21 protein-coding genes and 1 pseudogene are annotated in these 24,629 nt (G+C 57.3%); 9 read left to right on the top strand and 13 right to left on the bottom strand.

All coding sequences use genetic code 11. The annotated features are described in order from the left end of the window. Positions 1-152: 152 nt before the first annotated feature. The 3 genes and pseudogenes from IM267_RS15035 to IM267_RS15025 all read right to left on the bottom strand — a co-directional run bounded on the left by IM267_RS15035 (position 153) and on the right by IM267_RS15025 (position 1,894). Positions 153-638 carry a GNAT family N-acetyltransferase gene (locus IM267_RS15035; protein WP_193033719.1) on the bottom strand — a complete coding sequence of 162 codons (486 nt, stop codon included), beginning with the start codon at positions 636-638 and terminating at the stop codon, positions 153-155. Continuing rightward, a pseudogene (locus IM267_RS15030) lies at positions 626-914 on the bottom strand (DUF1778 domain-containing protein). Before IM267_RS15030 ends, IM267_RS15035 begins: the two are co-directional and overlap by 13 nt. Before the next feature lie 71 nt (positions 915-985). Next, the gene (locus IM267_RS15025; protein WP_193033718.1) at positions 986-1,894 is read right to left on the bottom strand and encodes a LysR family transcriptional regulator; all 909 of its coding nucleotides are present in this window, start codon (positions 1,892-1,894) and stop codon (positions 986-988) included. Positions 1,895-2,021: 127 nt separating this feature from the next. Between IM267_RS15025 and IM267_RS15020 the strand changes: the two genes are divergently transcribed. Next, positions 2,022-3,401, top strand: a complete 1,380-nt coding sequence (locus IM267_RS15020; protein WP_193033761.1) for a DHA2 family efflux MFS transporter permease subunit — start codon at positions 2,022-2,024, stop codon at positions 3,399-3,401. A 12-nt stretch (positions 3,402-3,413) separates the two neighbouring features. On the opposite strand, the gene IM267_RS15015 is transcribed toward IM267_RS15020, so the two are convergent. From IM267_RS15015 to IM267_RS15005, 3 genes are read right to left on the bottom strand one after another with little or no spacing between them, the layout of a single operon-like run. After that, positions 3,414-4,409 carry a DUF2891 domain-containing protein gene (locus IM267_RS15015; protein ID WP_193033717.1) on the bottom strand — a complete coding sequence of 332 codons (996 nt, stop codon included), beginning with the start codon at positions 4,407-4,409 and terminating at the stop codon, positions 3,414-3,416. Between the two features lie 9 nt (positions 4,410-4,418). Further along, the gene (locus tag IM267_RS15010) at positions 4,419-5,405 is read right to left on the bottom strand and encodes a DUF979 domain-containing protein (protein ID WP_193033716.1); all 987 of its coding nucleotides are present in this window, start codon (positions 5,403-5,405) and stop codon (positions 4,419-4,421) included. After that, positions 5,402-6,124 carry a DUF969 domain-containing protein gene (locus IM267_RS15005; RefSeq protein WP_063451294.1) on the bottom strand — a complete coding sequence of 241 codons (723 nt, stop codon included), beginning with the start codon at positions 6,122-6,124 and terminating at the stop codon, positions 5,402-5,404. The genes IM267_RS15010 and IM267_RS15005 overlap by 4 nt, the downstream gene beginning before the upstream one ends. A 224-nt stretch (positions 6,125-6,348) precedes the next feature. Between IM267_RS15005 and IM267_RS15000 the strand changes: the two genes are divergently transcribed. Further along, positions 6,349-6,897, top strand: coding sequence for a winged helix DNA-binding protein (locus tag IM267_RS15000; protein WP_063866695.1), 549 nt, complete (start codon positions 6,349-6,351; stop codon positions 6,895-6,897). Here IM267_RS15000 and glgX read toward each other — a convergent pair. From glgX to treZ, 3 genes are read right to left on the bottom strand one after another with little or no spacing between them, the layout of a single operon-like run. Beyond that, entirely contained in the window at positions 6,894-8,969 is a 2,076-nt protein-coding gene (gene glgX, locus IM267_RS14995; RefSeq protein WP_107535374.1) for a glycogen debranching protein GlgX, read from the bottom strand. The genes IM267_RS15000 and glgX overlap by 4 nt on opposite strands. A 15-nt stretch (positions 8,970-8,984) precedes the next feature. Then, entirely contained in the window at positions 8,985-11,453 is a 2,469-nt protein-coding gene (gene treY, locus IM267_RS14990; RefSeq protein WP_193033715.1) for a malto-oligosyltrehalose synthase, read from the bottom strand. Beyond that, entirely contained in the window at positions 11,450-13,237 is a 1,788-nt protein-coding gene (gene treZ, locus IM267_RS14985; RefSeq protein WP_193033714.1) for a malto-oligosyltrehalose trehalohydrolase, read from the bottom strand. Before treZ ends, treY begins: the two co-directional genes overlap by 4 nt. 131 nt (positions 13,238-13,368) lie before the next feature. Between treZ and IM267_RS14980 the strand changes: the two genes are divergently transcribed. The 4 genes from IM267_RS14980 to IM267_RS14965 all read left to right on the top strand — a co-directional run bounded on the left by IM267_RS14980 (position 13,369) and on the right by IM267_RS14965 (position 16,887). Further along, on the top strand, positions 13,369-13,896 hold the full coding sequence (locus IM267_RS14980) for an N-acetyltransferase (protein WP_193033713.1): 528 nt from the start codon (positions 13,369-13,371) through the stop codon (positions 13,894-13,896). Positions 13,897-14,007: 111 nt separating this feature from the next. After that, the gene (locus IM267_RS14975) at positions 14,008-14,892 is read left to right on the top strand and encodes an SDR family oxidoreductase (protein ID WP_063866691.1); all 885 of its coding nucleotides are present in this window, start codon (positions 14,008-14,010) and stop codon (positions 14,890-14,892) included. 107 nt (positions 14,893-14,999) lie between these two features. Further along, on the top strand, positions 15,000-15,977 hold the full coding sequence (locus IM267_RS14970; protein WP_193033712.1) for an MBL fold metallo-hydrolase: 978 nt from the start codon (positions 15,000-15,002) through the stop codon (positions 15,975-15,977). Between the two features lie 16 nt (positions 15,978-15,993). Further along, positions 15,994-16,887, top strand: coding sequence for a LysR family transcriptional regulator (locus tag IM267_RS14965; protein WP_193033711.1), 894 nt, complete (start codon positions 15,994-15,996; stop codon positions 16,885-16,887). Here IM267_RS14965 and IM267_RS14960 read toward each other — a convergent pair. Further along, complete coding sequence (locus IM267_RS14960; protein WP_063451285.1) at positions 16,878-17,762, bottom strand: LysR substrate-binding domain-containing protein; 885 nt, start codon at positions 17,760-17,762, stop codon at positions 16,878-16,880. The two genes, IM267_RS14965 and IM267_RS14960, sit on opposite strands and share 10 nt — an antisense overlap. Positions 17,763-17,872: 110 nt before the next feature. On the opposite strand from IM267_RS14960, the gene IM267_RS14955 reads away from it, so the two are divergent. The 3 genes from IM267_RS14955 to IM267_RS14945 all read left to right on the top strand — a co-directional run bounded on the left by IM267_RS14955 (position 17,873) and on the right by IM267_RS14945 (position 21,064). Continuing rightward, the gene (locus IM267_RS14955; RefSeq protein WP_193033710.1) at positions 17,873-19,354 is read left to right on the top strand and encodes a UbiD family decarboxylase; all 1,482 of its coding nucleotides are present in this window, start codon (positions 17,873-17,875) and stop codon (positions 19,352-19,354) included. 125 nt (positions 19,355-19,479) lie between these two features. Then, the gene (locus IM267_RS14950) at positions 19,480-19,767 is read left to right on the top strand and encodes a VF530 family DNA-binding protein (protein WP_063451283.1); all 288 of its coding nucleotides are present in this window, start codon (positions 19,480-19,482) and stop codon (positions 19,765-19,767) included. Between the two features lie 7 nt (positions 19,768-19,774). Beyond that, complete coding sequence (locus IM267_RS14945; protein WP_193033709.1) at positions 19,775-21,064, top strand: glycoside hydrolase family 10 protein; 1,290 nt, start codon at positions 19,775-19,777, stop codon at positions 21,062-21,064. Positions 21,065-21,102: 38 nt separating this feature from the next. On the opposite strand, the gene dsbG is transcribed toward IM267_RS14945, so the two are convergent. From dsbG to IM267_RS14930, 3 genes are all read right to left on the bottom strand, one after another. Next, entirely contained in the window at positions 21,103-21,879 is a 777-nt protein-coding gene (gene dsbG / locus IM267_RS14940) for a thiol:disulfide interchange protein DsbG (RefSeq protein ID WP_193033708.1), read from the bottom strand. A 64-nt stretch (positions 21,880-21,943) separates the two neighbouring features. Further along, the gene (locus IM267_RS14935) at positions 21,944-23,494 is read right to left on the bottom strand and encodes a methyl-accepting chemotaxis protein (RefSeq protein ID WP_193033707.1); all 1,551 of its coding nucleotides are present in this window, start codon (positions 23,492-23,494) and stop codon (positions 21,944-21,946) included. A gap of 98 nt (positions 23,495-23,592) precedes the next feature. Beyond that, positions 23,593-24,609, bottom strand: coding sequence for a LacI family DNA-binding transcriptional regulator (locus IM267_RS14930; protein WP_063451279.1), 1,017 nt, complete (start codon positions 24,607-24,609; stop codon positions 23,593-23,595). Positions 24,610-24,629: the final 20 nt, after the last annotated feature.

The following is a 24,629-nucleotide window of genomic DNA, read 5'->3' as shown; positions in this document are numbered from 1 at the left end:
AACTTTCGCGGATTGGGGATTGGCCTGAGACGGACGCTAGAATTTAGCTTCTTTAATCTTAGTGCGCATAATGTATATTATGTTAAATGCGATATTCTAAAGCTTATCCCCAATCCTATGAGCTCCTCACATTCACCCCTTCCCCTTTATCTCTACTGAGGAAGTCTGAGAAACAGTGTCCGTTCCTGAGTCTGCGATACCCTGAAACCATGGTGAATATAAAAAGCCTTGGCTTCCTCAGACAGTGCATGAACCATGATCGCCCGCACGCCGATGTTTTCTGCCACCCGATAACAGCGTAAAACCGCATCATGGAGCAAATCGGCTCCCAACCCCTTTCCACGCAATGAGACATCGACTGCCAGACGGGCAAGTACAATCACGGGAATGGGATCCGGCATGTTACGCCGTAGATTACCGGTCGCTTCCGTATGGTTAACGCTGCCGGTAGCCAGTGAGTAAAAACCCGCTACCTGCTTCGTGCTCGTTTTACAAATAACGAACGTTCGGGCTGCGCCGAGCGCCTGGTTTTTCAGACCTCTTTGTTTTAGCCATTCATCAAGCACGGCTTCCCCACTGAAGAACTCCGCCAGTTGATGGACGCTGGTTAAAGGCTCTGGTGCGGTTACACGTCCCACTGGGGTTTCCTTGCCAGCAGTTTTTCTAAGGCAGGATCGTCCGCCACCGGGGCATCGAGCATATCAATGAACTCGGCATACTGTTCATCGTTAAAATTGAATACCCGTCGATCGAGGATCACATTCTCGGCCGCCTGGCAGGCCATCTCCAGAATGAAGTCCGTACGTGATTTATGAAGGATCTCTGCGGCGGCATCGATAAGCGCCCGCTGAGATTCTTTGGCTCTAAGGTTGAGCTGAACATCTGATTTCATGGGAACACCTCTTGTATAGCATTTGCTTTACAAGCATAGCACAGGCATTGTGTATAGCAATCTCTATACAAATTCACACGGAAGCCGTTAACGTTAAGACCTGCCCTCACCACATATCCCCAGAATTGTCTCTCTCAGCCAGCGATGGCCAGGGTCGCGCTCCATTCGCGGGTGCCACATCTGCGACACCGTTATACGCCGGCTTTTGAACGGCAGTTCGAAAACGTGTATCTGGTCTGTTACCTGCTGATTAAGTAAATAGAGCGCGGGTATCATGGCAATAAGATCCGATTCCAGCGCCACGGACAGGGCCGTCGGAAATCCCGGTACGACGCTGGCGATTTTACGCTTCATCCCTATCCCGGCCAGCGCATCGTCCACGGATCCGTGCAATGCACCCTCGGGTGACGCCACCACATGGCCCCAGGAGACATAGTCGTCCACGCGTATGTCTGCCAGGGCAGCCAGCGGGTGTCCTTTACGCACCACGCCCACAAACCGATCCTCAAACAGCCGTTGCAAACGGATTTCAGGCCCCATATTGCTCTGGACGCCAATCTCCAGATCGACCAGTCCTTCCCGCAGATAGCGCGACGTTTTTTCCGGCTTGGGCGCAAAGCGTATACAGACGCCCGGCGCGGCGTTGGCCACAGCCGCTATAAGCGCAGGCCCAAACGCCACCACAAAACCATCGTTTGCCCGGATGGTGAAAAGGCGCTCTAGCGTTTCCACGTTGAACGTTTCGGTTGAGGGCTGCAATACCGCCTTCGCCTCGTGAACCGCGCGCCGGGCGCGATCCCGCGTTGCTTCGGCCCACGGGGTCAGGACCATGTTTCGTCCGGCGCGTACCAGAATCGGATCGCCTGTGACGTCGCGTAACCTGCTCAGCGTGCGGCTCATGGCCGAGGTGCTGAGGTTCAAACGACGTGCCGCGCCTGCCACGCTCGCTTCACTCAGCAGTATGTCGAGCGCTATTAGCAAATTAAAATCCGGATCGGACATTATCCCTCCTCCCTTCACATTCGGATAAGGCGTTTCATGCAACGATAAAGTGCAAATGGTGCGCCTTCCGCCCGGTAAAAGCCATCTTTATAGTTTCGTCATCCATAATCTTTCAGAGGACAACATGATGACGCTCTTTTCCAGTCAACCCGGCGACGAAGGACTGCCTGGCCCGGTGCGCGCACGGGTGATGGCCGCAGTCATGACCACCACGTTAATGGGCGTATTTGATGGCACCATGATCAATATTGCCCTGCCATCTATGGCTCAGGAGATGCAGGTATCTGCCAGTTTTGCCGTCTGGTTCGCCAACGGATATTTACTGGCGGCTGCGATGATGCTAGCGATATTTGCGGCGATTGCGGCCCGCCTGGGTTACCGCCCCGTATTTCTCGCAGGCCTGACGACCTTCACCCTGACGTCACTGGGCTGCGCGCTGGTGAATACCCCGGAAGCGCTCGTCGGCATGCGTGTGCTTCAGGGGATCGGCGGCGCAGCGACGCTGAGTATTGCCCCCGCGATATTGCGGTCCGTGTTTCCCGGACGATTGCTGGGCCGCGTTCTTGGGCTGCACGCCCTGCTCATCGCCTTCAGCTCCGCTATCGGGCCGGTATTGGGCGGTACAATTCTTCATATGCTGAGCTGGCAATGGTTGTTTGCGATAAACGTTATTCCGGGCGCTCTCGCCTTGTATCTGGCTGTCAGAGCGCTGCCGCGTGACGCGGTTCGAAATCAGGCGCCCTTCGATACATCGGGGGCAATATTGTCGGCGCTGCTGTTGGGCTCAACGATCGTGGCGGCGAACAGCTTTCAGAACGCAGAACATCACATCACCAGCCTCTGCTGGTCGGCGCTCGCCGCGCTAAGCGGCATCGCCTTTGTCTGGCAGATCCGCCGCTCGGCCAACCCGTTATTGCCGCCTGCCATCTTCAAAAATGAACGTTTTACCCTCTCGGCCCTTACGTCGATGATGGCGTTCGTCAGCCAGGGGATCGCCTTCATTTCCCTGCCGTTCCTGCTTCAAAGCGTCTATGGCTTTAGCCCGCTCGTCTCTGCTCTGCTGTTTACGCCGTGGCCGTTGGGGATCGTGCTGATTGCACCGCATGCAGGCCGGTGGGCGGACACAATTTCGGCTCCGCCGATCTCCACTCTCGGACTGATGATTTTCGCTGTGGGGTTGGGGCTACTGGCGACGCTGCCTGCCAGCCCAGCCATGTGGGATATCTGTCTGCGGTGCCTGGTGTGCGGTATGGGGTTTGGCTGCTTCCAGAGCCCCAACAACCGGGAAATGCTCTCAAACGTTACGCGTGACCATGCGAGCTTTGCTTCAGGCGTTTTGTCCATCATGCGGACGTTCGGACAGTGTCTCGGTGCAGCGGTTGTAGGGGTAATGCTGACAGCAGATGGAAGACCCGTTCATGCTGCGCTGTGGATCGCCACGGCAGCCTCAGCGGTATCCGTATTGGTTAGCGTAAGCCGGTTACGGTCGCTGAGGCTGATAAAATGAGGCCTGGCTGGGCTACTCCAGCGCCAGCAGCGCAAAACTCGCCAGCCAGTGTCCGCCGCTGTAATGACTGCCGACGACATGCTCCACGCTTGCCGAAAGATGGCGCGCAACGGCATCGCGTAACGCCTGCCAGGCACGATGATTCTCCGGCAAGGCACGGGCAATATGCTTCATGCACCACGCGCGGCTGAGGTTGAGCCCGTCGAGGTGCGCAATTTTCGGATCGGTGCGGTCGCTCACCTCTGCCGGATGCATCAGCGCTGAAACGGACGCGATTTCGGGCAGAAACGCATCGAACCAGGCCGGGAAATCCTCCGCCACCTTGCTCATCAGCAGGGCCTCGGTCAGTGCCCCGGAGATATACTCGTCGCCGCCCGGCTCATAATGTGCCGGATAATGCGTATCCGCGAGATAAAACCGCGTCGCCGCGTCCAGGATGGCGTGCTCAAGCGTTTCGTCGTTTACCGCGCGGGCATAGTCCAGCCCCAGCGCGAGTGCAAACGCCGTGTTGTAGTGCGTCCCGACGCGGATCGGATAGGTAAGCTTGCTGAGGTAATCCACCAGCCGCTGGCGAATGTCCAGAGTTAACGGTTGCAGCGTCTGGTACCAGCGCTCCGCCTGCGGCAGCGTCGATTGTTGCAGCTCCTGCGCCAGCGCCAGCAGCCAGCCGTAGCCATAGGGCCGTTCAAACGACGCGCGGAACGGCGCGGTAAAATAGGCCAGCTCCTTCGCCACCTTCTCATCGGTCAGGTGTTCGTCGAACAGGGCGATAATCTCCTCCCGACATGGCAGTTCGGGATAGAGACGCAGGCAGCGCAGCAGTAACCAGTAGCCATGTACAGCCGAATGCCAGTCGAAGCAGCCGTAAAATATCGGATGCAGCTCGCGAGGCGGCAATACGTCACCGTCATCGTTGAGCAGGTGCATAATGTGATTCGGGTATTCCTGACGTAAATAGGTCAACGGCATTCTGGCGAAGGCGTCAGCCTGATGTTGCGTTAATTCCATAGCGGCTCCTTAGCGAAACACGAGGAAATACATTAAGAACACGTTCACCACCAGCAGGGTTAACGCGGTCGGGATCTGGATCTTGATGACCTGATATTTGTCTTTTAGCTCCAGTAGCGCGGCAGGCACGATGTTGAAGTTAGCGGCCATAGGCGTCATGAGCGTGCCGCAGTAGCCCGCGTACATGCCGATAGCCAGCAGCGGCGCCGGGTTACCGTGATGAACGTTAATCAGGAACGGCAAGGCAATACCGGCGCTCAGCACCGGGAACGCCGCAAAAGCGTTACCCATGATCATGGTAAACAGTGCCATCCCCACGCAGTAAATCACCACCAGCATGAAGCGGCTGTCCGGGTTCACAAACAGGCTGACCACCTTCTGCACCGATTCACCGGTATTGGCCACCACAAACACCCCACCCAGCATGGCGAGCATCTGCGGCAGGATCACCGCCCAGCCGATGGTGTCGACCAGCCGACGAGACTGACGAATCGCGTGCAGCGGTGTGCCTTTCGTCAGCCACCAGCCCGTGAGGATCGCCGCCACGCAGGCCACGCACAGCGCCGCCAGGGTGAGCTGTTTCTGGTCGAGCAGGTAAACGCCGCCGATCGAGACGCCCTTCAGGAACAGCGTCCCGATCACCGTCACCACCGGGATCATCAGCGCGGGTAAAAACAGCCAGTTTTTCAGCCGGTTCGACGAGGCAACGCGCTCCTCCTCGGTAGCCATTTTATAGTGCCCCTTCCCGACCAGCCCGAAACCGGCCAGCAGCGCAATCACGATCACGGCGCCGCCAATAATGCGATACGCCAGCGACCTGCCCAGCTCCTGCACCATCAGATCGCCAAACAGGAAGATCCCGCCGAAGAGGGACCAGAACAGCGCGGTCGTAAAGCGTTTCGGGTTGGCGCGATCGCGTAGGGTCATCACAACCAGCAGCATCACGACGAAGCCAATCAGGTAGTACACGCGGTTTATGGTGATGAGCGTCATCATGATGCGATCTCCTGCGTGCCCTGCTCTGCTTTCCAGGCCATCACGTCGCGACGAATGCTGGCGTCGAGGCGCAGCAGGCGCGTCATATGGATAATCAGGGCCGCGATGGCGGTCGGAATGGCCCACAGGCCGATATGCAGCGGCTCGATCCCCTCGATCCCGTTCTCCTTGAGGAAGGCGTCAATCAGCAGCACCGCGCCGAAGGCAATAAAGATATCTTCCCCAAAGAAAACCGCGATATTGTCGCAGGCGGCGGCATGGGCTTTGATTTTGTCGCGAATGTGCTGCGGCAGGTCGCCGTATTCATTCAGCGCGGCCCCTTCCGCCATCGGCGCCAGCAGCGGACGCACCGTCTGCGCGTGGCCGCCCAGCGACATCAGCCCGAGCGCAGCCGTCCCTTCGCGGGCGACAAAGTAGAGCATCAGGATACGCGCCGAGGTGGCGCTGGCGATCTTCGCCACCCATGCCTGGGCGCGCTCTTTCAGCCCGTAATACTCCAGCAGGCCAATCACCGGCAGGATCAGGATGAAGGTGGCAAGCGATCGGCTATTCACAAACTTTTCGCCAAAGGTTTCCAGCAGCATGCCGAAATCCATGCCAACCAGCAGGCCCGTCGCCAGCCCCGCCACCACGACAACCAGCAGCGGGTTGAAACGCAGTGCAAAACCAATAACCACCACCGGAATCCCGATAAGCGGCAACAGTGTAGAACTGTCCATAAACGTTACCCTATCCAAAGTGAGCGTTGCGCGCCGACGGCTATTTTTTATACTTCGCAGCAGAGCGAAGCCGGTGCATTACGGCGCGCGATGTTGTGTTTTGCGTCAGGCTCCGCAGAACCTGCACTAAAAAGCTATATCTGAACGTCAAAAACATGTAAACAATTTATCAATAAAATGTTCTTATTTTATCGACGGGTTTACATTCTGGAGAAAGGATCGGTATGACGACTAAGAAAACGAAGGCAGCGTTAAACCACGACGATATTGCGGACGGGCGTATCGTCTCCTCCCGTCATCTGGTCTCAGAGCGGTGTGCCGAATTATCAGAGCTGGAATACGCCCTGATCATGACCAGCAACGCATTCAACAAGTGGATGGTGCGCTGCATGACCGCAGCAGGTGAACCGGATATGGGAGCCTTTGACGTTTCGCTTCTGCACCACGTGAATCACCGCAACCGCAAGAAGAAGCTGGCCGACATCTGCTTTGTGCTGAACGTGGAAGATACCCACGTGGTGACGTATGCGCTGAAAAAGCTGGTGAAGGCGGGCTACGTCACCAGCGAGAAAGCGGGGAAAGAGCTTTTTTTCTCTACGACCGAGGACGGGAAAGCGCTGTGCATGAAGTACCGTGAGGTGCGGGAAGCCTGCCTGATCAACATTCATGCGGAAAGTGGCATTCCGGGAACGTCAATTGGCGAGACCGCGCAGCTGCTGCGCGCGATCTCTTCTCTGTACGATACCGCCGCACGCGCGGCGGCCTCGCTTTAAGGACGGCGGAACAGGGTGATACTCCGCCCGGCCAGCTCGTAATCGACAGATTCAGTGATGATTTCCCCCGTGGGGGCATCCTCCGCCGTCGAGAGTTCGAGCACCCAACCCCCTTCACCAAACTGCGGTATCTGGAAAGGCACGGTGCCTTCAAACGGATTGAACAGCATCAGCACGTCGTGCCAGACGCCCTCTTCCTGCTGAAGGTCCGGACGGCTGATGGAGAGACCAAGGGTGGAGCCCTCGTCCCACTGTTCCGACTGCTGCGGGCCGCCGCCGGCGTTAAACCAGCGGATCTCCAGCCCGTCGCGCCAGTTCTCCCGGCGCAGCAGCGGTTGCTCCGCGCGCAGGGCGATCAGTCGACGGGTAAACTCGCGCAGCGCCTCGTCGTTTTCTGATAGCCCTTCCCAGTTTATCCAGGAGATCTCGCTGTCCTGACAGTATCCGTTATTGTTGCCCTTTTGCGTCCGGCCAAACTCATCTCCCGCCAGCAGCATCGGCGTCCCGTGGGAGAAGAAAAGCGTGGTGAGGAAATTACGCTTCTGCCGCTCGCGGGTGGCGATGATATCCGGGTTTTCCGTCGGCCCTTCCTCGCCGTAGTTATACGAACGGTTATCGTTATGTCCGTCGTTATTATCTTCCCCGTTATCGGCGTTATGCTTCTCGTTGTACGACACCAGGTCGTTGAGCGTAAAGCCGTCATGCGCGGTGATAAAATTGACGCTGGCCCACGGACGACGACCGCGCAGGTCATACAGATCGCCGGACCCCAGCAGGCGGGCGGCAAAATCGTTAGAGACGTTATCCCCCTTCCAGTATTCACGTACCGTATCGCGGTATTTATCGTTCCACTCGCCCCAGCCTGGCGGGAAGCCCCCAACCTGATATCCACCCGGGCCGATATCCCACGGCTCACCGATGAGCTTCAGCTTCGACAGCACCGGGTCCTGGGTCACGGCATCGAAGAAGCCGCCGCGCGGATCGAATCCCTCCGGCTCGCGTCCAAGTATGGTCCCGAGGTCAAACCGGAAGCCGTCAATCTGCATCGATTCCGCCCAGTAACGCAGGGAGTCCATGACCATCTGCAACACGCGCGGGTGCGACGTGTTAACGGTGTTCCCGGTGCCGGTGTCGTTGATGTAATACCGATGCTGATCCGGCATGGTGCGGTAATAGCAGAAGTTATCAATCCCTTTGAACGACAGGGTTGGCCCCAGCTCGTTGCCCTCCGCCGTGTGGTTATAAACCACGTCTAAGATCACCTCGATGCCCGCATCATGATACGCGCGCACCATGTCGCGGAAACCCTGGATACCCGCCGGACCGTAATAGCGGGACGCTGGTGCAAAGAAAGCCAGCGAGTTATAGCCCCAGAAGTTTTTAAGACCGCGATCCAGCAGGTGCTGATCGTCCGGGAACCAGTGAACCGGCAGCAGCTCCACCGAGGTGATCCCCAGGCTTTTGATGTAATCCACGGAGGCTTTGTGCCCCATCCCTTCAAACGTACCGCGCAGCTCGGGCGGAATGGCCGGATTAAGCTGGGTAAAGCCTTTCACATGGCTTTCATAGACCACAGTGTGCGGCCACGGCACGTCAGGCCGACGCGAGTCCTGCCAGTCGACGGCGTTCGGGTCGATGACCTTACATTTCGGCGTAAACGGCGCGCTGTCCCGCGTATCAAAGCTGAGATCGAGCTCGTCATGCCCCAGCTCATAGCCGAAGTGGGCATCGTTCCACGCAATGTCGCCCACCAGTTCGCGGGCATACGGATCGATGAGCAGCTTGTTGGGGTTAAAACGATGGCCGTTCTCCGGATCGTAGGGTCCGTAAACGCGATAGCCGTAGAGCGCGCCCGGCTTCAGGTCGGGCACATAGCCGTGCCACACCTCATGGGTATATTCCGGCAGCTCCAGCCGGGCGATTTCGGTTTTCCCGGAAGGGTCAAACAGACAGAGCTCTACCCGCTCCGCGTGGGCGGAAAACAGGGCGAAGTTTACCCCCTTTCCGTCATAATTTGCGCCAAGCTGCTGGCCATGGCCGGCCCGAATTTCAAACGTTGTATCCTTTGGCATTTTTGTTCTCCTCGATTATTCGCAGGTAAGCAGAACCAACAAACATCCCTTTTCAGACGTTAAATCCAGCGTCTCTGGCAGAAGGCGACGCTCTCCGGTAAACAGATCCCGATAGTGCTTTCCGGCCAGCTCCTGGGGTATGGCCACGGTGGTATTGGCCCACAGGGCCGCATTGTCGGTGACGTCAAACACCAGGCGCGGCACGGCAACGATAAGCGCCTCTTCCTCGTGAAGGCGCGCATACACGATCAGGTTCTCCTCGCGCTCGCCGGTCACCTTCAGCGGCAGCCAGTCGCCGTAGCGGAAAAGCGCTGGGTAATGCGGCCGGATCCGTAACAGCGTGGCGGTGACATACTGCTTCACGCTGCCGTCTCGCCAGCGTCGCGCATCGTTAAAGATGTTGCCATCCGCCGTGCTCAGGTTCTCCGCCAGCGCGGTGAAATCCGGTTCGCGTCGGTTATCCGGGTCGACCAGGCTAAAGTTAAGCCCTTCGCTACCCTGATAGATGTCCGGTACGCCGGGGGCAGTCAGCTTGATCACCGTCTGGCTCAGGCTGTTCATTAATCCCGCCCGAATGAACGGCTGTAGTGCGGCACTGAAATCACGCAGGAACAGGGTGTTATCCGGGGAGAGCAGATGCCGCACATAGTCCAGCACCACGCTCTCGTAATCTTCGTTGCTGTCGATCCAGTCGGTCCGCTGCTTGGCCTCGCGCAGGGCTTTTTCGATAAAGCCGAGGAAACGCTCTTCCAGTGAATTAAGCCCGTCGCGATCGTCAGGCGAGAGCGTGGCAGGCCAGACGCCCGCCAGCGCCTGGTAGATCATCCAGGTATCGGCGGCGTTCGGCGCGGTGCCATCGTTCAGGAACCGGACCTGCGTCTGGTTCATCTGCCGCCAGCGCGCCAGATTTTCTCCCCACAGATCCGGCGCTTCCGTCAGCGTGTACAGACGCGCTCGCGCATCCTCGCCGCGTTTGGTGTCGTGGGTAGAGGTCCCCAGCAGCGCGTCGGGCTGGCGGGCAAGACGAATGCGCATTTCCTGGTGAAAACGGGAAAGTGAAAACGCGCGCGGCGTCGGGTCGGCGCCCACTTCGTTCAGCGCCAGCTCCAGGTTGTGGCGGAAGAACAGCGTATCCTCTACCGATTTCGCCATCAGCGGCCCGGTCAGCTGCTGAAAACGGGTGCGGAAAAGGGATGCCTGCGCGTGGTCATGCTCCGGCAGATCGCCGGTAAGAATACGGACGATCAGGCTCAGGGCGGGTTCGGACGTGTTCACGCTGGCGACCACCCGGCAGAGCAGCGCCACGTCCGAGGGCGTCAGCCCCTCCGCGGTGCCGTAGGTGCGATATACCGGAAAGGCGATAAGCAGCTCGCGCAGGGCGTGGCGAATATCGTCGTGCTGCACTGCCACGTCGTTGCGCCGGGCCAGCTCGCTGGCGATGGTCAGCAGCGTGGTGAATTCGCCCTCAAAGTTACGATCGGTCATCAGACCTTTGGCCTTGCGCAACTCCGTATGCCTGTCCACCGTCGTGCCCAGCGTCTCATCGTGGAGCGTCTCCAGCCGCGAGAGGTTGTTATCGTCCACCAGCACTTCCGCCAGCGAGGCGATAAACTCATAGCCTGTGGTACCCGAGACGGGCCACTCCGCAGGAAGCTGTTCCCCTCTCGCGAGGATCTTCTCCACCGTGATGTAGCAATCCGGCCCGGTCGCCGCCCGCAGGCGCTGCAAATAGCCCAGCGGATCGGCAAGCCCGTCCACATGGTCAATGCGCAGGCCGTCGACGACGCCAGCGTGAACAAGCTCAAGGATCAGGCGGTGCGTGTCTGCAAATACTGCCTCATCCTCCACCCGCACGCCCACCAGCCCGGTAATTTCAAAAAAGCGTCGCCATGAAAGCTGTTTCGGCGCTTCCCGCCAGGACATCAGCCGCCAGCTTTGCGCCTCGTGGATCTCAGCGATGCTTTTGTCCTCGGCAAACGTGCCGGGATTGAGCGGATAGGCGGTGTCGTAGTAAACCAGCTCCGCTTTATTCGTGACGCTGTCACGTTTAATAGTGATAGCCCCGCGCTCCAGCTCGGCTTCGAAGGTGTCGCCAAGAAACGGCAGCGTTAGCGGTCGGGACCAGTCGATATCAAAATAGGTTGCGTAGCGGCTCTGCCTGCCGTGCTCGATCACATCGCGCCACCAGCGGTTCTCCAGGGAGGTGGACATGTGGTTCGGCACAATATCCAGAATCAATCCCATCTCCGCCTGCTTAAGCGCCGCCGCCATGCGGTCAAACCCTTCCCGCCCGCCAATCGCCGGGTCGATTTCGTTGGGGTCTGTCACGTCATAGCCGTGAGTGGAATCCGTGGTTGCCGTGAAAACAGGCGACGCGTAGAGATGGCTGATACCGAGATCTTTCATATACGGTATCAAGGCCACCACGCGGTCAAAGGTCATGCCGTTGCGAAACTGAATGCGATAGGTTGAGGACGGGATCATAGCGTTGCTTCTCCTTCAGCAAAGCGAACAACAATGCAGTTCGGCGGCAGGTTTTCGATTGCCTCCGGCCAGCTAAAGATCGGTTTTCCGGGCAGATCCGGCAAGGGGAGCGGCTTTTTACCGATATTCAGCGCCATCCACAGCGTACCGGACGGAAAACGCCAGCTCACGGCAATCATGCCGAGCGTTGTTTGCAGGACGTTACCTTCAACCACGCCCTGCTCCTTCAGTAGCGGGACGACATAGCGCTGACGCAGCGCAATCAGTTCGCGCGTCAGGTGCAGCCACGCCCTGCCTTCCTCCGTATCCACCCTGTTCCAGTCCAGCTTCGAACGCATAAAGGTATTCAGGTCGTTGGGATCCGGTACGGTTTCATCGTGCCCGGCATGTCCAGTAAACTCTTTCGCGCGCCCTTCCCGCACCGCTTTCGCCAGGTCGCCGTGGAAGTCGGTGAAAAAGAGGAACGGTTGCGTTTCGCCATACTCCTCGCCCATAAACAGCAGCGGTATATGAGGCGACAGGAGCAGCGCCGCGAACAGCACCCGCGTTTTATCCGCGCCAGCCAGAGAGATGAGCCTCTCACCCTGGGCACGGTTGCCGACCTGATCGTGGTTCTGAATAAAATCGACAAAAAACTGCGGAGGCTGCTCTCGACACTCTACCCCGCGCGATTTTCCGGTCTGAAGCGAGATTTCGCCCTGGTAGACAAAGCCTTCGGCCAGCGCTCGCGCCAGCTTTTTCTCCGGCTCGTAGGCGAAATCCTGGTAATAGGCGTGAGATTCCCCGGTCGCGAAGACATGCGCGGCGTTGTGAAAATCATCATTCCATTCGGCGGTGAAAAGCGGCGTCTGACCATGCTCATCGCGCGGATGCAGGAAAATGACGTTGCGACTGTCTTCGGTGGTGAGATGAATATGACGATCCGGAAATGCGTCGCGGATCCGTTGCGCAATGTGGGGAAGAATATGGGTCTCTGCGTCGTCATGGATCTGGTCGATGGCGTCGAAGCGCAGACCGTCAAGATGATACTCCGACAGCCAGAATAACGGCGCCTCGGCAATGTATTGTCGGACCGCGTCAACCTCATAGGCAATCCCGTTGCCCCACGGGGTCATCCGATCCTGATGGAAAAACGCCGGCGAGAGTAACGGCAGGTAGTTCCCTTCCGGGCCAAAGTGATTGAGTACGATATCGAGCACCACGGCAAGCCCAAGCGCGTGGGCTGCGTCGATAAAGGCATGAAAATCTTCCGGCGTGCCATAAGCCGAGTGCGGGGCATACAGCAATACGCCGTCATACCCCCAGCCGCGTTGCCCCCCAAACTGGGAAACGGGCATTACTTCCAGCTGCGTAATACCCAGTTCGGCCAGATAAGGCAGTTTTTCGATGGCCGCCCTGAAGGTTCCTTCCTCGGTGAAGGTCCCGATATGCAGTTCGTAAATTACCGTCTCTTCCCACGGCCGTCCTTTCCATTCTGGTTGCGCGGGCGGATTGCGACGCGGGTCGATCACCACCGACGGGCCGTTGACGTCATTCTGTTGGGCCCGCGAGGCCGGATCCGGCACTGCCAACCCATCCTGTAAAACAAACTGATACGTCGTACCGTGCCTGACGCCGGGAACGTCAATCTGAAACCAGCCGTCGCCCACCGCCGCCATCGGAATGTCGGTGTCGGTTAAACGCAACGTGAGATCTTTCTGCCCTTCAGCCCAGACGCGAAAACGTACAACGTCATCGGAAATAAACTCGGCACCCCAGTGCCTGCGACATGTTCTGAATTCCATTCACTGTCCTCGAATGACCACATTCTACGCGGAACGAAATACAAGCTTAGACCAGGATCAACAGAGTGTTATGCCAGCAGGGTATGCCGCTTCGTCTATTATCTATTTATAACTCCCACTTAAGGAATACCATGCATATTCGAAAAGGATTAAGTACCGATCTCGCCCGTCTTGAATGCTGTGATTTTTCTTTCACGGTTGATGAGGTTGCCAGAGAGCCCTTTCTCACTGGCGATTTGCATATTGAAGCGTTAACAGAGCCTTATCTTAAAACGTATGAACTGGATCTCCAGACGCTGGAAAACCATTGTGTTAATCCGGATTCAATATTTCTGATTGCCGAAACGGATGACGGAGAAATTGCCGGTTTTATTACCGCATCCTGTAACTGGAATAAATTTATCTCAGTGGATTACATTGCCGTGGAGCGTTCAAAGCGCCGGACGGGTGCGGCGCATAAGCTGATGTCTGCCACCCATGTCTGGGCGCGGAGCCTCAATGCGCCCGGCTTACGGCTGGAGACGCAGAACGTCAATGTTTCAGCCTGTCTGTTCTATCGTCACTATGGATTTATTCTGGGCGGTTACGATCGCTATCTTTACAACGCTCTGCCGGAAAAAGATGAGGTCGCCCTTTTCTGGTATTACATGCTGGCTTAAGAAGATATTTACATCCGGCAATGGAATATAGATTTGTCTGAATTTGTCAATTTTGCCCGCTTGCGTCTAATTAACGACTAATCTTGGAATTCACTATTTAAGGAGGCCGGTATGTCTACAGGAAATAATCACACGCTGCATTACCCTCGTCCACCGTTTGCTGAACAACCGCAAATGGCCCCCGGGCTGGCATCGGAAATGAAGCCAATACCGGATCATGGTGAAACAAGTTATATCGGGTCGGGAAAACTGGCAGGAAAAAAAGCGCTGATCACCGGCGGTGATTCCGGCATTGGTCGTGCGGTCGCCATCGCCTATGCCCGTGAAGGGGCAGATGTTGCCATCGGCTATCTGCCTGAAGAGGAATCCGATGCCGCATCGGTCATTGCGCTGATTAAGGCCGAAGGCCGTAAAGCGGTCGCTATTCCCGGCGATATTCGCGTAGAGTCGTTCTGCGATACGCTGGTGGAAAAAGCCGTCGCCGAACTGGGCGGCCTGGATATTCTGGTGAATAACGCCGGGCGCCAGCAGTTCTGCGAATCGATCGACGATCTCACTACCGCTGATTTTGACGCGACGTTCAAAACCAACGTCTATGCGCCCTTCTGGATCACTAAGGCCGCGCTGCGCCATTTGCAGGAAGGCGCCGTGATCATCAACACCACTTCCGTTCAGGCATTTAAGCCGAGCGCGATCCTGGTGGACTATGCGCAGACCAAAGCCTGTAACGTGGCCTTTACCAAGTCTCTGGCGCAGCAGCTGGGACCGCGTGGTATTCGTGTGAACGCTGTCGCGCCGGGTCCGTACTGGACGCCTCTTCAGTCCAGCGGCGGCCAGCCTCAATCCAAGGTCCAGAAGTTCGGGGAAGATACCCCGCTGGGCAGACCGGGCCAGCCGGTTGAAATCGCACCGCTGTACGTGCTGTTTGCCTCCGATACCTGCTCATACGCCTCCGGACAGGTCTGGTGTTCTGACGGCGGTACCGGCGTTCTGTAAAAACTTCTCTCAGACCTATCCATTTCATGGATAGGTCACATTCACCCCCCTTCCGTTCTCAAAAATCTCAGTTGAACTATGATGAACTTACTATTGAGGAGCCCATCATGTTTACTGTGAAAAAACTTGCTTTATCAACCCTGTTTACCGGTTCTGTTCTTTTCTTACCCGCGATCCACGCGGTAGCCAGCGTTCCCCAGCACGTGGTGAAACAGCAGGCTGGCGGCTATAGCGTTCAGGTTGGCGATACGATTGTCACCGCCTTTACGGACGGCAGCGTACCGCAGGATCTGCACGCCCTGTTGCGCCGTACAACGGCGGAAAATACTGATGCGTTACTGGCAAAAAATTTCCAGGCCAACCCGGTTGAAGCATCGATTAATGCGTTTTATATCGCGCTGCCCGGCCACAAAATCCTGGTGGACACCGGATCAGGCCAACTCTTTGGGCCCGGCAAAGGCGGCCGACTGATTGAAAGCCTGGCGACGCAGGGCATCAAACCCGAAGATATTACCGATATTCTCATCACCCATGCTCACTCCGATCACGCCGGTGGCCTGGTGAAAGACGGCCAGCGCGTGTTTACTCATGCGCAGGTCTATGTCGGCAAACCGGATATCGAATTTTTCTTTAACGACGAGAACCAGAAAAAATCTGGCTATGACCAGAACTACTTCGACGTTGCGCGCAAAACCTTAAAACCTTATCTGGACGCCGGAAAAGTGAAGACCTTCTCCGGGACGGAACAGCTTCTGCCGGGCATCCGCGGAACGGTACATCCGGGCCATACCCCAGGTTCGTCGTTCTATACGCTGGAGAGCAAAGGTGAAAAAATCACCTTTGTCGGCGACATTATTCACGTCGCTGCGGTTCAGTTCCCGCAGCCCAATGTGACGATTGCTTACGATGAGGATCAGGACGGCGCCGCCAGGGTGCGTAACGCGGCGTTCGCGGCGTTTGTGAAAAACAAAGATCTCATTGCGGCTCCGCACCTGCCTTTCCCCGGTATCGGTTATGTCACGCAGGGCGAGCGGCAAGGCTACGCGTGGGTCCCGGTGACCTATACCAACCGTGACGCAAAATAAGATGCCACCTTCCGATATGGATATAGATCTGCTCCTGACGCTGGATGCCCTGCTCAGGGAGCAGAACATCACCCATGCGGCCGCGCGGCTGGGCATCAGCCAGCCGGCAATGTCTGCCCGCCTTGCGCGCCTGCGTCTCCTGTTCGGTGAGCCGCTGTTTGTCCCTTCCCCACACGGACGTGGGGTGTTACCTACGCCGCGCGCCGAGGCGTTAAGGCCGCAGGTCACGACGGTTTTACAGGGCATTTCGTCGATGCTTGAACCCACCACGTTCAACGCGCAAAACAGCAACCGCACCTTTGTGATTGCCCTGCATGAGAATCCGGCGCTGATGCTCGGGGCGGAGTTGCAGAATCAGATTAGCGCTGCGGCACCAGGCATCCGCCTGCGTTTTGCGCTCCCCGAAACCCAACTGCTGGCGGCGCAGATGGAAAATGGCGAGGTGGATATTTATGTCGGCATTAACGCGGGCGCGCACGATGCATGGGTCAGACGAAAACTGTTTGACGATGAATATGCCACCGCACAGCGTAAAGGCCATCCGCGCGGTACGGGGCCGATGGATCTGAAAAGCTATTGCGCCCTTTCCCACCTGGTGGTTTCGTCCGAGGGGGACCCTTTCTCAGGCTTTGTCGATCGCCATCTGGCGGGGCTTGGCCACCAGCGTAACGTGGTGATGTCGACGCAAAGCTACGCGATGGCGCCTGCGATTGTTGGCGGTACCGATTTGCTCTGCACCCTACCCAGACGCATGCTGCAACGCTTCGCGCAAACGCTTGATATTTTTCCGCCGCCGCTGGATCTGCCGCCGATCGTTATTGGTATGTACTGGCACCCGAAAAACGGTCAGGACCCGGTTAACCGCTGGCTGCGGGACCAGCTTCTACAGGCCGCCGGGCGTCAGGTATGATCGAGAATGTTCATCAATTTTTTCAGAACCTCAGAGCGAATCACCCGATGGCAAACCAGCGTCAGCTCACTCTCCCGGAGTCGGTCAAGAATATCCACAAAGACCACGTTTTGTACGCGTATCGCCTTCGCTGAGGCCGGCAGCATGGCGATGCCAAACCCCGCGGCGACAAGGCTTATCACCGTGGGGACATCGGTGGCATTTTGCACGACGTTAGGCTGTATACCCGCGCTGTGGCAGGCGTCATAAAAGTATTGCTCCAGTCCCATACCCTGCGGATCGCGCAGGGTAATCCACTTTTCCTCCTTCACAGACGAAAGCGTCAGCGCGGAAGATCCCGCCAGGCTATGGTGATGCGGTAAGGCCAGCACGACTTTTTCCGTGGTGAACGGACGGCTTTGCAGATCGTCAGGCAGCAGCGGTAGCGGCGCGCGGATGATGGCCACATCCAGTTGGTTGCTTTGCACGCCGGTGTAAAGGGTTTGCACGTTCCCCGTCATCATAGAAAGGGTGATGGCCGGCCATTTCTCATGAAGAAGCCGCAGCGCGGCGGGCAGTTTGCTGTCGAATATCGCGCTTGAAACACATCCGAGATTCAGCACGCCCTGCTCGCCCCTGGCCGTTTGCCTGGCATCCAGAATCGCCTGATCGGTCATGAAAATCGCGATTCTGGCTTTATGGAGAAACGCCTCTCCGGCTGGCGTCAGCGTTAAGCGACGATTCGCCCGGCTGAACAGCGTGACCCCCAGGCGATCTTCAAGGGTTTTAATCTGCTGGCTAAGCGCGGGCTGCGCCATATTCAGTCGCTCTGCCGCCCGGTGCATGTGGAGCTCTTCGGCCACCACAATAAAATTGCGCATCAGTCGAAACTGCAAATCGTGCCTCCGTCATTGATAATATTTTGATTATCAAAATAGCATAAATGATGCAATTGATAGCAATGTTCGTCCGGTTAAGAATGGAAGCATTCAACCAAGGAGGTAATATGGAAAACCACATTAACGATCTCAGAAGTGCCATCGAACTGCTCCAGCGCCACGAAGGCCAGTACATTGAAACTGACCATCCGGTCGATCCGAATGCTGAGCTGGCGGGCGTTTACCGGCACATCGGCGCCGGCGGCACGGTCAAACGTCCGACGCGCATCGGCCCGGCTATGATGTTCAATAACGTGAAGGGTTACCCGGATTCCCGCATCCTGGTGGGCATGCACGCCAGCCGCGAACGTGCGGCGCTGCTGTTGGGGTGCGAGCCCTCTGAACTGGCAAAACACGTCGGCCAGGCGGTGAAAAACCCGGTTGCGCCCGTTGTCGTTCCGGCGGCGCAGGCGCCGTGCCAGGAGCAGGTGTTTTACGCCGACGATCCGGACTTCGATCTGCGTAAGCTGCTTCCGGCCCCGACCAATACGCCGATAGATGCCGGCCCGTTCTTCTGCCTGGGGCTGGTGCTGGCGAGCGATCCGGAAGACGCGTCGCTGACCGACGTCACCATTCACCGTCTCTGCGTTCAGGAGCGCGACGAGCTCTCCATGTTCCTTGCCGCGGGCCGTCACATCGAAGTGTTCCGTAAGAAAGCCGAAGAGGCGGGAAAACCGCTGCCGGTCACCATCAACATGGGTCTTGATCCGGCTATCTACATTGGCGCTTGCTTCGAAGCGCCGACCACGCCCTTCGGCTATAACGAGCTGGGCGTCGCCGGTGCCCTGCGTCAACGCCCGGTTGAACTGGTGCAGGGCGTGGCCGTAAATGAAAAAGCGATTGCGCGTGCGGAAATTATTATTGAAGGCGAACTGCTGCCGGGCGTGCGCGTCGAAGAAGATCAGCATACCCATACCGGGCATGCGATGCCGGAATTCCCCGGCTACTGCGGGGAGGCGAACCCTTCGCTGCCGGTGATCAAGGTGAAGGCCGTCACGATGCGCCATCACGCGATCCTGCAAACGCTGGTCGGTCCGGGCGAAGAGCACACCACGCTTGCCGGTTTACCCACCGAGGCCAGCATCCGCAATTCGGTGGAAGAAGCCATCCCCGGTTTCCTGCAAAACGTTTACGCGCATACCGCTGGTGGCGGCAAATTCCTCGGCATCTTGCAGGTGAAAAAACGCCAGCCCTCTGACGAAGGGCGTCAGGGCCAGGCGGCTCTTATCGCGCTAGCCACCTATTCCGAGCTGAAAAACATTATTCTCGTCGATGAAGACGTGGATATCTTCGACAGCGACGACATTTTATGGGCGATGACCACCCGCATGCAGGGCGACGTCAGCATCACCCATCTGCCGGGGCTCCGCGGTCACCAGCTCGATCCTTCCCAGTCGCCGGACTACAGCCCCTCCATTCGTGGAAACGGGATAACCTGCAAGACGATTTTTGACTGTACGGTACCCTGGGCGCTGAAGTCTCGCTTTGAGCGCGCGCCGTTTATGGAGGTAGACCCAACGCCTTGGGCGCCAGAACTGTTTAAAAAATAGTAATCTCCTCTTCTTCACCCTCTCAAGGGTGAAGAACCTCACGCTGAAATTGCCGCGTCCCCTGCTTTCTTGTAACCTTTGAGCGTTTATCACATCCCCATAAAAATTGAGACTACCGGACGCCTATGACTGCACACACTTCCAACGATCCTTTGCATGGCGTAACGCTCGAAATGCAGGTTAACGCGCTGGTTGCGCGATATGGCTGGAATGAACTGGGCAACCGAATCAAAATCAACTGTTTTCGCAAGGACCCGAGCGTTAAATCGAGTCTGAAATTTCTGCGCCGTACACCATGGGCGCGGGCGGAAGTCGAAGCCCTTTACCTCGAATCCCTTCACGATGACGGTCCCGGGGAACAGGACGAACCGGCCTTTAATCCCTGGACGGAAAGCCGGACACCCAGGAGCTAAAACGCAAATGATGCGACACGTAAAACGGACCGGCGCGCTGCTTGGCTGCGCGCTTTTACTGGTAAGTTGCACCTCCAAACCACCCAAATCACTCGTTACCCCAATGCCGCAGGCGAAACCAGTACAGCAGACCAACGAACCCATGCGCGGGATCTGGCTGGCGACCGTCTCCCGTCTCGACTGGCCACCCGTTTCCTCGGTGAATGGCCGCAGCGCGGACCAGCGTATCGCCCAGCAGCAGCGGGCGCTGACGGACAAGCTCGATAAGCTGAAAACCCTGGGGATCAATACCGTCTTCTTTCAGGTAAAACCTGACAGCACGGCGCTGTGGTCCTCTAAAATACTGCCGTGGTCGGATACCCTGACGGGGACTATCGGGGAAGATCCCGGTTACGATCCGCTCCAGTTTATGCTGGATGAAGCGCACAGGCGCGGCATGAAGGTTCACGCCTGGTTTAACCCGTACCGCGTTTCCACCAATACGAAGCCGTCGACCATTGCCGCGTTAAACCGGACCTCGTCGCTTCATCCCTCCAGCGTCTACGTCCAGCATCCGGAGTGGATCCGCACCTCGGGGGATCGTTTTGTCCTCGACCCGGGCATTCCCGAGGTGCGGGACTGGATAACCCAGGTGGTGATGGAAGTGGTGAATCGCTACCCTGTCGACGGCGTTCAGTTCGATGACTATTTTTATACCGAAACGCCGGGTTCAGCCCTGAATGATGCCTGGACCTTCAGGCGCTACGGCGAGGGATTTGCGTCAAAAGCCGACTGGCGGCGGCACAATACCCAGGAGCTGATTGTGCAGGTCTCCCGGGCGATTAAGCAGGCCAAGCCTGAGGTAGAATTTGGCGTAAGCCCGGCGGGCGTCTGGCGCAACCGCTCCTTCGACCCGGCAGGTTCGGACACGCGCGGTGCCGCAGCCTACGATGAATCCTACGCTGACACGCGCAAGTGGGTACAGCAGGGGTTACTGGATTATATTGCGCCGCAGATTTACTGGCCCTTCGCCCGCGACGCAGCACGTTACGATGTGCTGACAAAATGGTGGGCTGACGTGGTGAAACCCACCCATACCCGCCTGTATATCGGGATCGCGTTCTACAAGGTGGGCGCGCCTTCCAGAAATGAACCGGACTGGACGGTGAACGGCGGCGTGCCGGAGCTGAAAAAACAGCTCGATCTCAACGATTCCCTGCCTGACGTAAAAGGCACTATCCTGTTCCGCGAAGATTATCTTAACCAGCCGCAGACGCAGGACGCGGTGAATTACCTGCGGGGACGCTGGGGTAGCTGATGAAGAAAAGGCAGAAACGCCCTGTTTCTGCCTTTCTTTTAGGGCTTCGGCCCGAACATCGCCTCAAGCTGTTTCGCGTCGGGCATGCCCACGACCTGTTGCAGTTCGTTTTGTTCATTCAGGTAATAAATCGCCGGCGTGGCATTCGCGCCGAGGCTGTCCATTAACGTCTGATGATTTTGCAGGATCTCAACGGTTTCCCGGGAGGCCGCGCCTTCCGGTTTCGGCAGCTTTTTGCCGCCGGAGAGCTCGTACTCTTTCCAGGCCGAGACCGGATCTTTCGCATTCAGGATCGCCGAGGCATTGCGCCCGCTGTTCGGGTTGAGAAACGCGACCAGCAGCGTGTTGAGCTGGACTTTCCCGGCCTTCACCCACGGCTGCGCTTCTGCCCAGAACTGTTTGCAGTACGGGCAGAACGGGTCGGCAAAGACAAAAACTTTCTTCGGCGCAGTCTCCGCGCCCTCTTTTAGCGGATGCGCCGCATTGAGCTTCTTCCACATCTCGCGGCCCATCGGGGCGTATATTTCCTTCTGGAAATAGGCCTCGCTGAGGTTTGTTCCCTTATCATCATACAGATAGCCAGACACCACGTGCTTTCCGTCAGGGGTCAGAAAGAGCGTCACGCCCATGTCCTGATACTGCCCCAGCCACGCAGGCGCGCCGCCGGGGGCATCAATTTTCTTTATGATTTTGATGTCCTGCTGTTCGCTGAAGTGCTTCAGCACATCCGGAAGCGTCTCCTCTGCCCTGACCAGCCCTGAAGCCAGCAGAGCAGAAAGTAACAGCACTTTTTTCTTTGCAAACCGTTGAAGCATAACGACCTCTCTAAGATAGAGCTTTAGAGTGGTCGAAGATGCGTGCCCTGTCAACGCTTGCCCGTTACGCCGTCCTGGGCAGACTAAAACTTGAAATACTCTGCGACAGCTGCTGCGCCTGCTCCTCCAGCGAGGCTGCCGCAGCGGCGGACTGCTGCACCAGCGCCGCGTTCTGCTGGGTTACGCCGTCCATCTCGGTTACGGCCTGCCCAACCTGACCGATTCCGCGGCTCTGCTCTTCAGAGGCAACCGAAATCTGCTCCATCAGCGCATTCACTTTATTCACAGAGCTGATAATAGAATGAATCACCTCTCCCGAGCGGTTCACCAGCTCCGCCCCGTTTTTCACGCTGGAAACAGACTGGGCGATAAGGCTTTCGATATCCTTCGCCGCCACCGCGCTTTTCTGCGCCAGCGTGCGGACTTCACTCGCCACGACGGCAAATCCCCGTCCCTGCGTACCGGCACGCGCCGCTTCAACAGCCGCGTTCAGCGCCAGAATGTTGGTCTGGAAAGCAATGCTGTTGATGACGCTGGTGATGTCTTCAATGCGCTTCGAATTGGACGCGATAGTATTCATCGTCTCGATGACTTCACGGGTTACCGCTTCGCCGGTACGGGCATTTTTCACGGCATCCTGCACCAGCTTACCGGCCTGGAAGACGTTATCGGTGTTATTCGCCACCGTCGCGCTCAGCTCTTCCATGCTGGCCGCCGTCTGGGTCAGGGCGGAGGCCTGCTGCTCGGTACGCGAGGCCAGGTCGATATTACCGGAGGCAATTTCCTGCGCCGCGTGGGTTACGGTATGGCTGGCATCGCGCACCTGAGAAAGCGTGGAGAGTAGCGCCTGACGCATCTGCTCCATCGAGCCCATCAGGCGATCGATTTCATTCCCGGAATCACCCTTGACGGGTACCGGTACATCCAGCTTCCCTGCCGCAATCTGGCTACAGTGCTCACGCGCCAGGTCAACCGGCGCAAAGACAAGGCGTTTCATCAGCAGGCTGACGGCAAGGATCACCACCACGAACAGCGCGGCAATGCAGGCGATAATGACCAGTCCCGACACGAAATTACGGCTGGCATCCTCGTTAAGCGTTTTCGCGTACTTCTGGTGAACGGAAAGCACCTGATCGAGCACAATTTCATATTGGCGATCGAGCTGGGACACCACGGGGATGAGGGTATTGAAGCGTGACACATCGCGAGCGGCAGCCGCAGCGATCAGCGGCGCCAGCCCCTGATTACGGTAGTTTTGCCACGCCACCTGGTAGTCATTGACGAGTGGGGCTTCATCCTGCAAACGCGGCGAGGCCATAAACGCCGAAAAGGCACGGTCGGCTTTGGTCAGCGCCTCTTTTACCGAGGCCAGTTTTGCGGACGAAACGGCTGCGTCCCCCGCTTCCACCATTTTCACATACTCCATGACCCTGACGCGCAGGGTTCGGCTGTGGTTAATGGGGTCAATAATCGACAGAACCACCTGAATTTCTTTGTTCACGTTATCCAGCGAATTATTACTTTTGATGATGAGCCCAACGCTGGTGATGGTGCTCGCCACAAAGAAGAAAAGCAGGGAAAACAGGATAATCAGTGATGATTTTTTCAACGACATAACAGCAAACCTCAGGAATATAGTTTCCCTTTGGTTATCGGCGAAAACAGATCTTTAATTAATTAAAGTTATGGGCGTATTCGCGAGTTGCTAATCTTTTATTCGGCTGACCGGTAACGACGTTGCAGGGTTGCATCCAGCTTGCGCTGAATCGGTTCCGGCGTCTCCCCCTCAATCAGTTTGCCAATCAGATCAAAGCAGTGCCAGGCGAGCTGTCGGTTATCCTGACGAACGGTATCGACGGGAATAGACAGAGAGTCATAGAGATAGTGATCGTCGAAGCTGGCCAGACGGATATCGCTTTGCAGCAGGTTATGTTGCCCCATGTAGCGCAACACCCCTTCCAGCAGGCCACAGGCGGCGGTAAAAAGGGCTTTTGGCGGGCGGCCCAGGCGCGCGCAAAGCTCGGCAAACATTTCGTAGCCGGAGCTCGGATGGTAATTACCATGAATGATCCACTCCGGACGTAACTCGACGCTGGCGTCGCGCAGCCCCTGCTTAAAACCTTCAAGACGGTCACGGGTTGGGGAAAGCCTCGGCTGCCCGCCGAGGAAGTAGAACTCGTCCGGATGCTGGCGCGCAATGTCGGCCACCAGTCTGGCGGTTGGAGTAATCGAATCGGTGATGACCAGCGGCAGGGAGCTGTCGTTCATATGACGGTCAAAGAGCACAACGGGCAGCTGTTCGCTCAGCTTTTGATAGTCCGCGTCGTTGAGCATGCTGGAGGCGACAATCAGCCCGTCCACCTGGCGGGCCACCATGTTGTTGACCACCACCGTCTCCTGGCCCGGATTTTCATCGCTACAGGAGATCAGCAGCTGAACGCCCGCCTCGCGGCAGAGGGTCTCAAGCTCGTGCGAAAAAACGGCAAAACCGTAGTTGGTGATTTCCGGCACCACCAGTCCAATGGTGTGGCTGCGGTTATCCCGCAGCGAACGGGCGTGAATACTGGGCTGATAATGCTGTTCTTTGGCAATCGCCAGCACGCGCTCCCGCGTCTCTTCCGCCACGCGAAGCTCTTTGCTGCGGCCGTTCAGAACCAGGCTGGCGGTGGCTTTTGATACCCCCGCCAGCTCCGCGATATCTTTGATGGTGACGCGTTTTGTTTTTCTCACAACGACTTAGATCCGGCTGC

Source organism: Enterobacter cloacae complex sp. P15RS (assembly GCF_014895905.1).
In the GTDB taxonomy this organism is placed as follows: domain Bacteria; phylum Pseudomonadota; class Gammaproteobacteria; order Enterobacterales; family Enterobacteriaceae; genus Enterobacter; species Enterobacter quasihormaechei.
The sequence above is the reverse complement of the archived record's forward strand: the minus strand, read 5'-3'. Positions and strand labels throughout refer to the sequence as shown.

Bases quoted from the DNA above. Each gene is read 5' to 3' on its own strand.
- IM267_RS15020 (WP_193033761.1), top strand. From the start codon at position 2,022: ATGACGCTCTTTTCCAGTCAACCCGGCGACGAAGGACTGCCTGGCCCG.
- IM267_RS15000 (WP_063866695.1), top strand. From the start codon at position 6,349: ATGACGACTAAGAAAACGAAGGCAGCGTTAAACCACGACGATATTGCG.
- IM267_RS14945 (WP_193033709.1), top strand. From the start codon at position 19,775: ATGATGCGACACGTAAAACGGACCGGCGCGCTGCTTGGCTGCGCGCTT.
- IM267_RS15010 (WP_193033716.1), bottom strand. From the start codon at position 5,405: ATGATGACGCTCATCACCATAAACCGCGTGTACTACCTGATTGGCTTC.
- IM267_RS14975 (WP_063866691.1), top strand. From the start codon at position 14,008: ATGTCTACAGGAAATAATCACACGCTGCATTACCCTCGTCCACCGTTT.
- treY (WP_193033715.1), bottom strand. From the start codon at position 11,453: ATGATCCCGTCCTCAACCTATCGCATTCAGTTTCGCAACGGCATGACC.
- glgX (WP_107535374.1), bottom strand. From the start codon at position 8,969: ATGCCAAAGGATACAACGTTTGAAATTCGGGCCGGCCATGGCCAGCAG.
- IM267_RS15005 (WP_063451294.1), bottom strand. From the start codon at position 6,124: ATGGACAGTTCTACACTGTTGCCGCTTATCGGGATTCCGGTGGTGGTT.
- IM267_RS14965 (WP_193033711.1), top strand. From the start codon at position 15,994: ATGGATATAGATCTGCTCCTGACGCTGGATGCCCTGCTCAGGGAGCAG.
- IM267_RS14950 (WP_063451283.1), top strand. From the start codon at position 19,480: ATGACTGCACACACTTCCAACGATCCTTTGCATGGCGTAACGCTCGAA.
- IM267_RS14980 (WP_193033713.1), top strand. From the start codon at position 13,369: ATGCATATTCGAAAAGGATTAAGTACCGATCTCGCCCGTCTTGAATGC.
- IM267_RS14970 (WP_193033712.1), top strand. From the start codon at position 15,000: ATGTTTACTGTGAAAAAACTTGCTTTATCAACCCTGTTTACCGGTTCT.
- IM267_RS15025 (WP_193033718.1), bottom strand. From the start codon at position 1,894: ATGTCCGATCCGGATTTTAATTTGCTAATAGCGCTCGACATACTGCTG.
- treZ (WP_193033714.1), bottom strand. From the start codon at position 13,237: ATGGAATTCAGAACATGTCGCAGGCACTGGGGTGCCGAGTTTATTTCC.
- IM267_RS15015 (WP_193033717.1), bottom strand. From the start codon at position 4,409: ATGGAATTAACGCAACATCAGGCTGACGCCTTCGCCAGAATGCCGTTG.
- IM267_RS14935 (WP_193033707.1), bottom strand. From the start codon at position 23,494: ATGTCGTTGAAAAAATCATCACTGATTATCCTGTTTTCCCTGCTTTTC.
- dsbG (WP_193033708.1), bottom strand. From the start codon at position 21,879: ATGCTTCAACGGTTTGCAAAGAAAAAAGTGCTGTTACTTTCTGCTCTG.
- IM267_RS14955 (WP_193033710.1), top strand. From the start codon at position 17,873: ATGGAAAACCACATTAACGATCTCAGAAGTGCCATCGAACTGCTCCAG.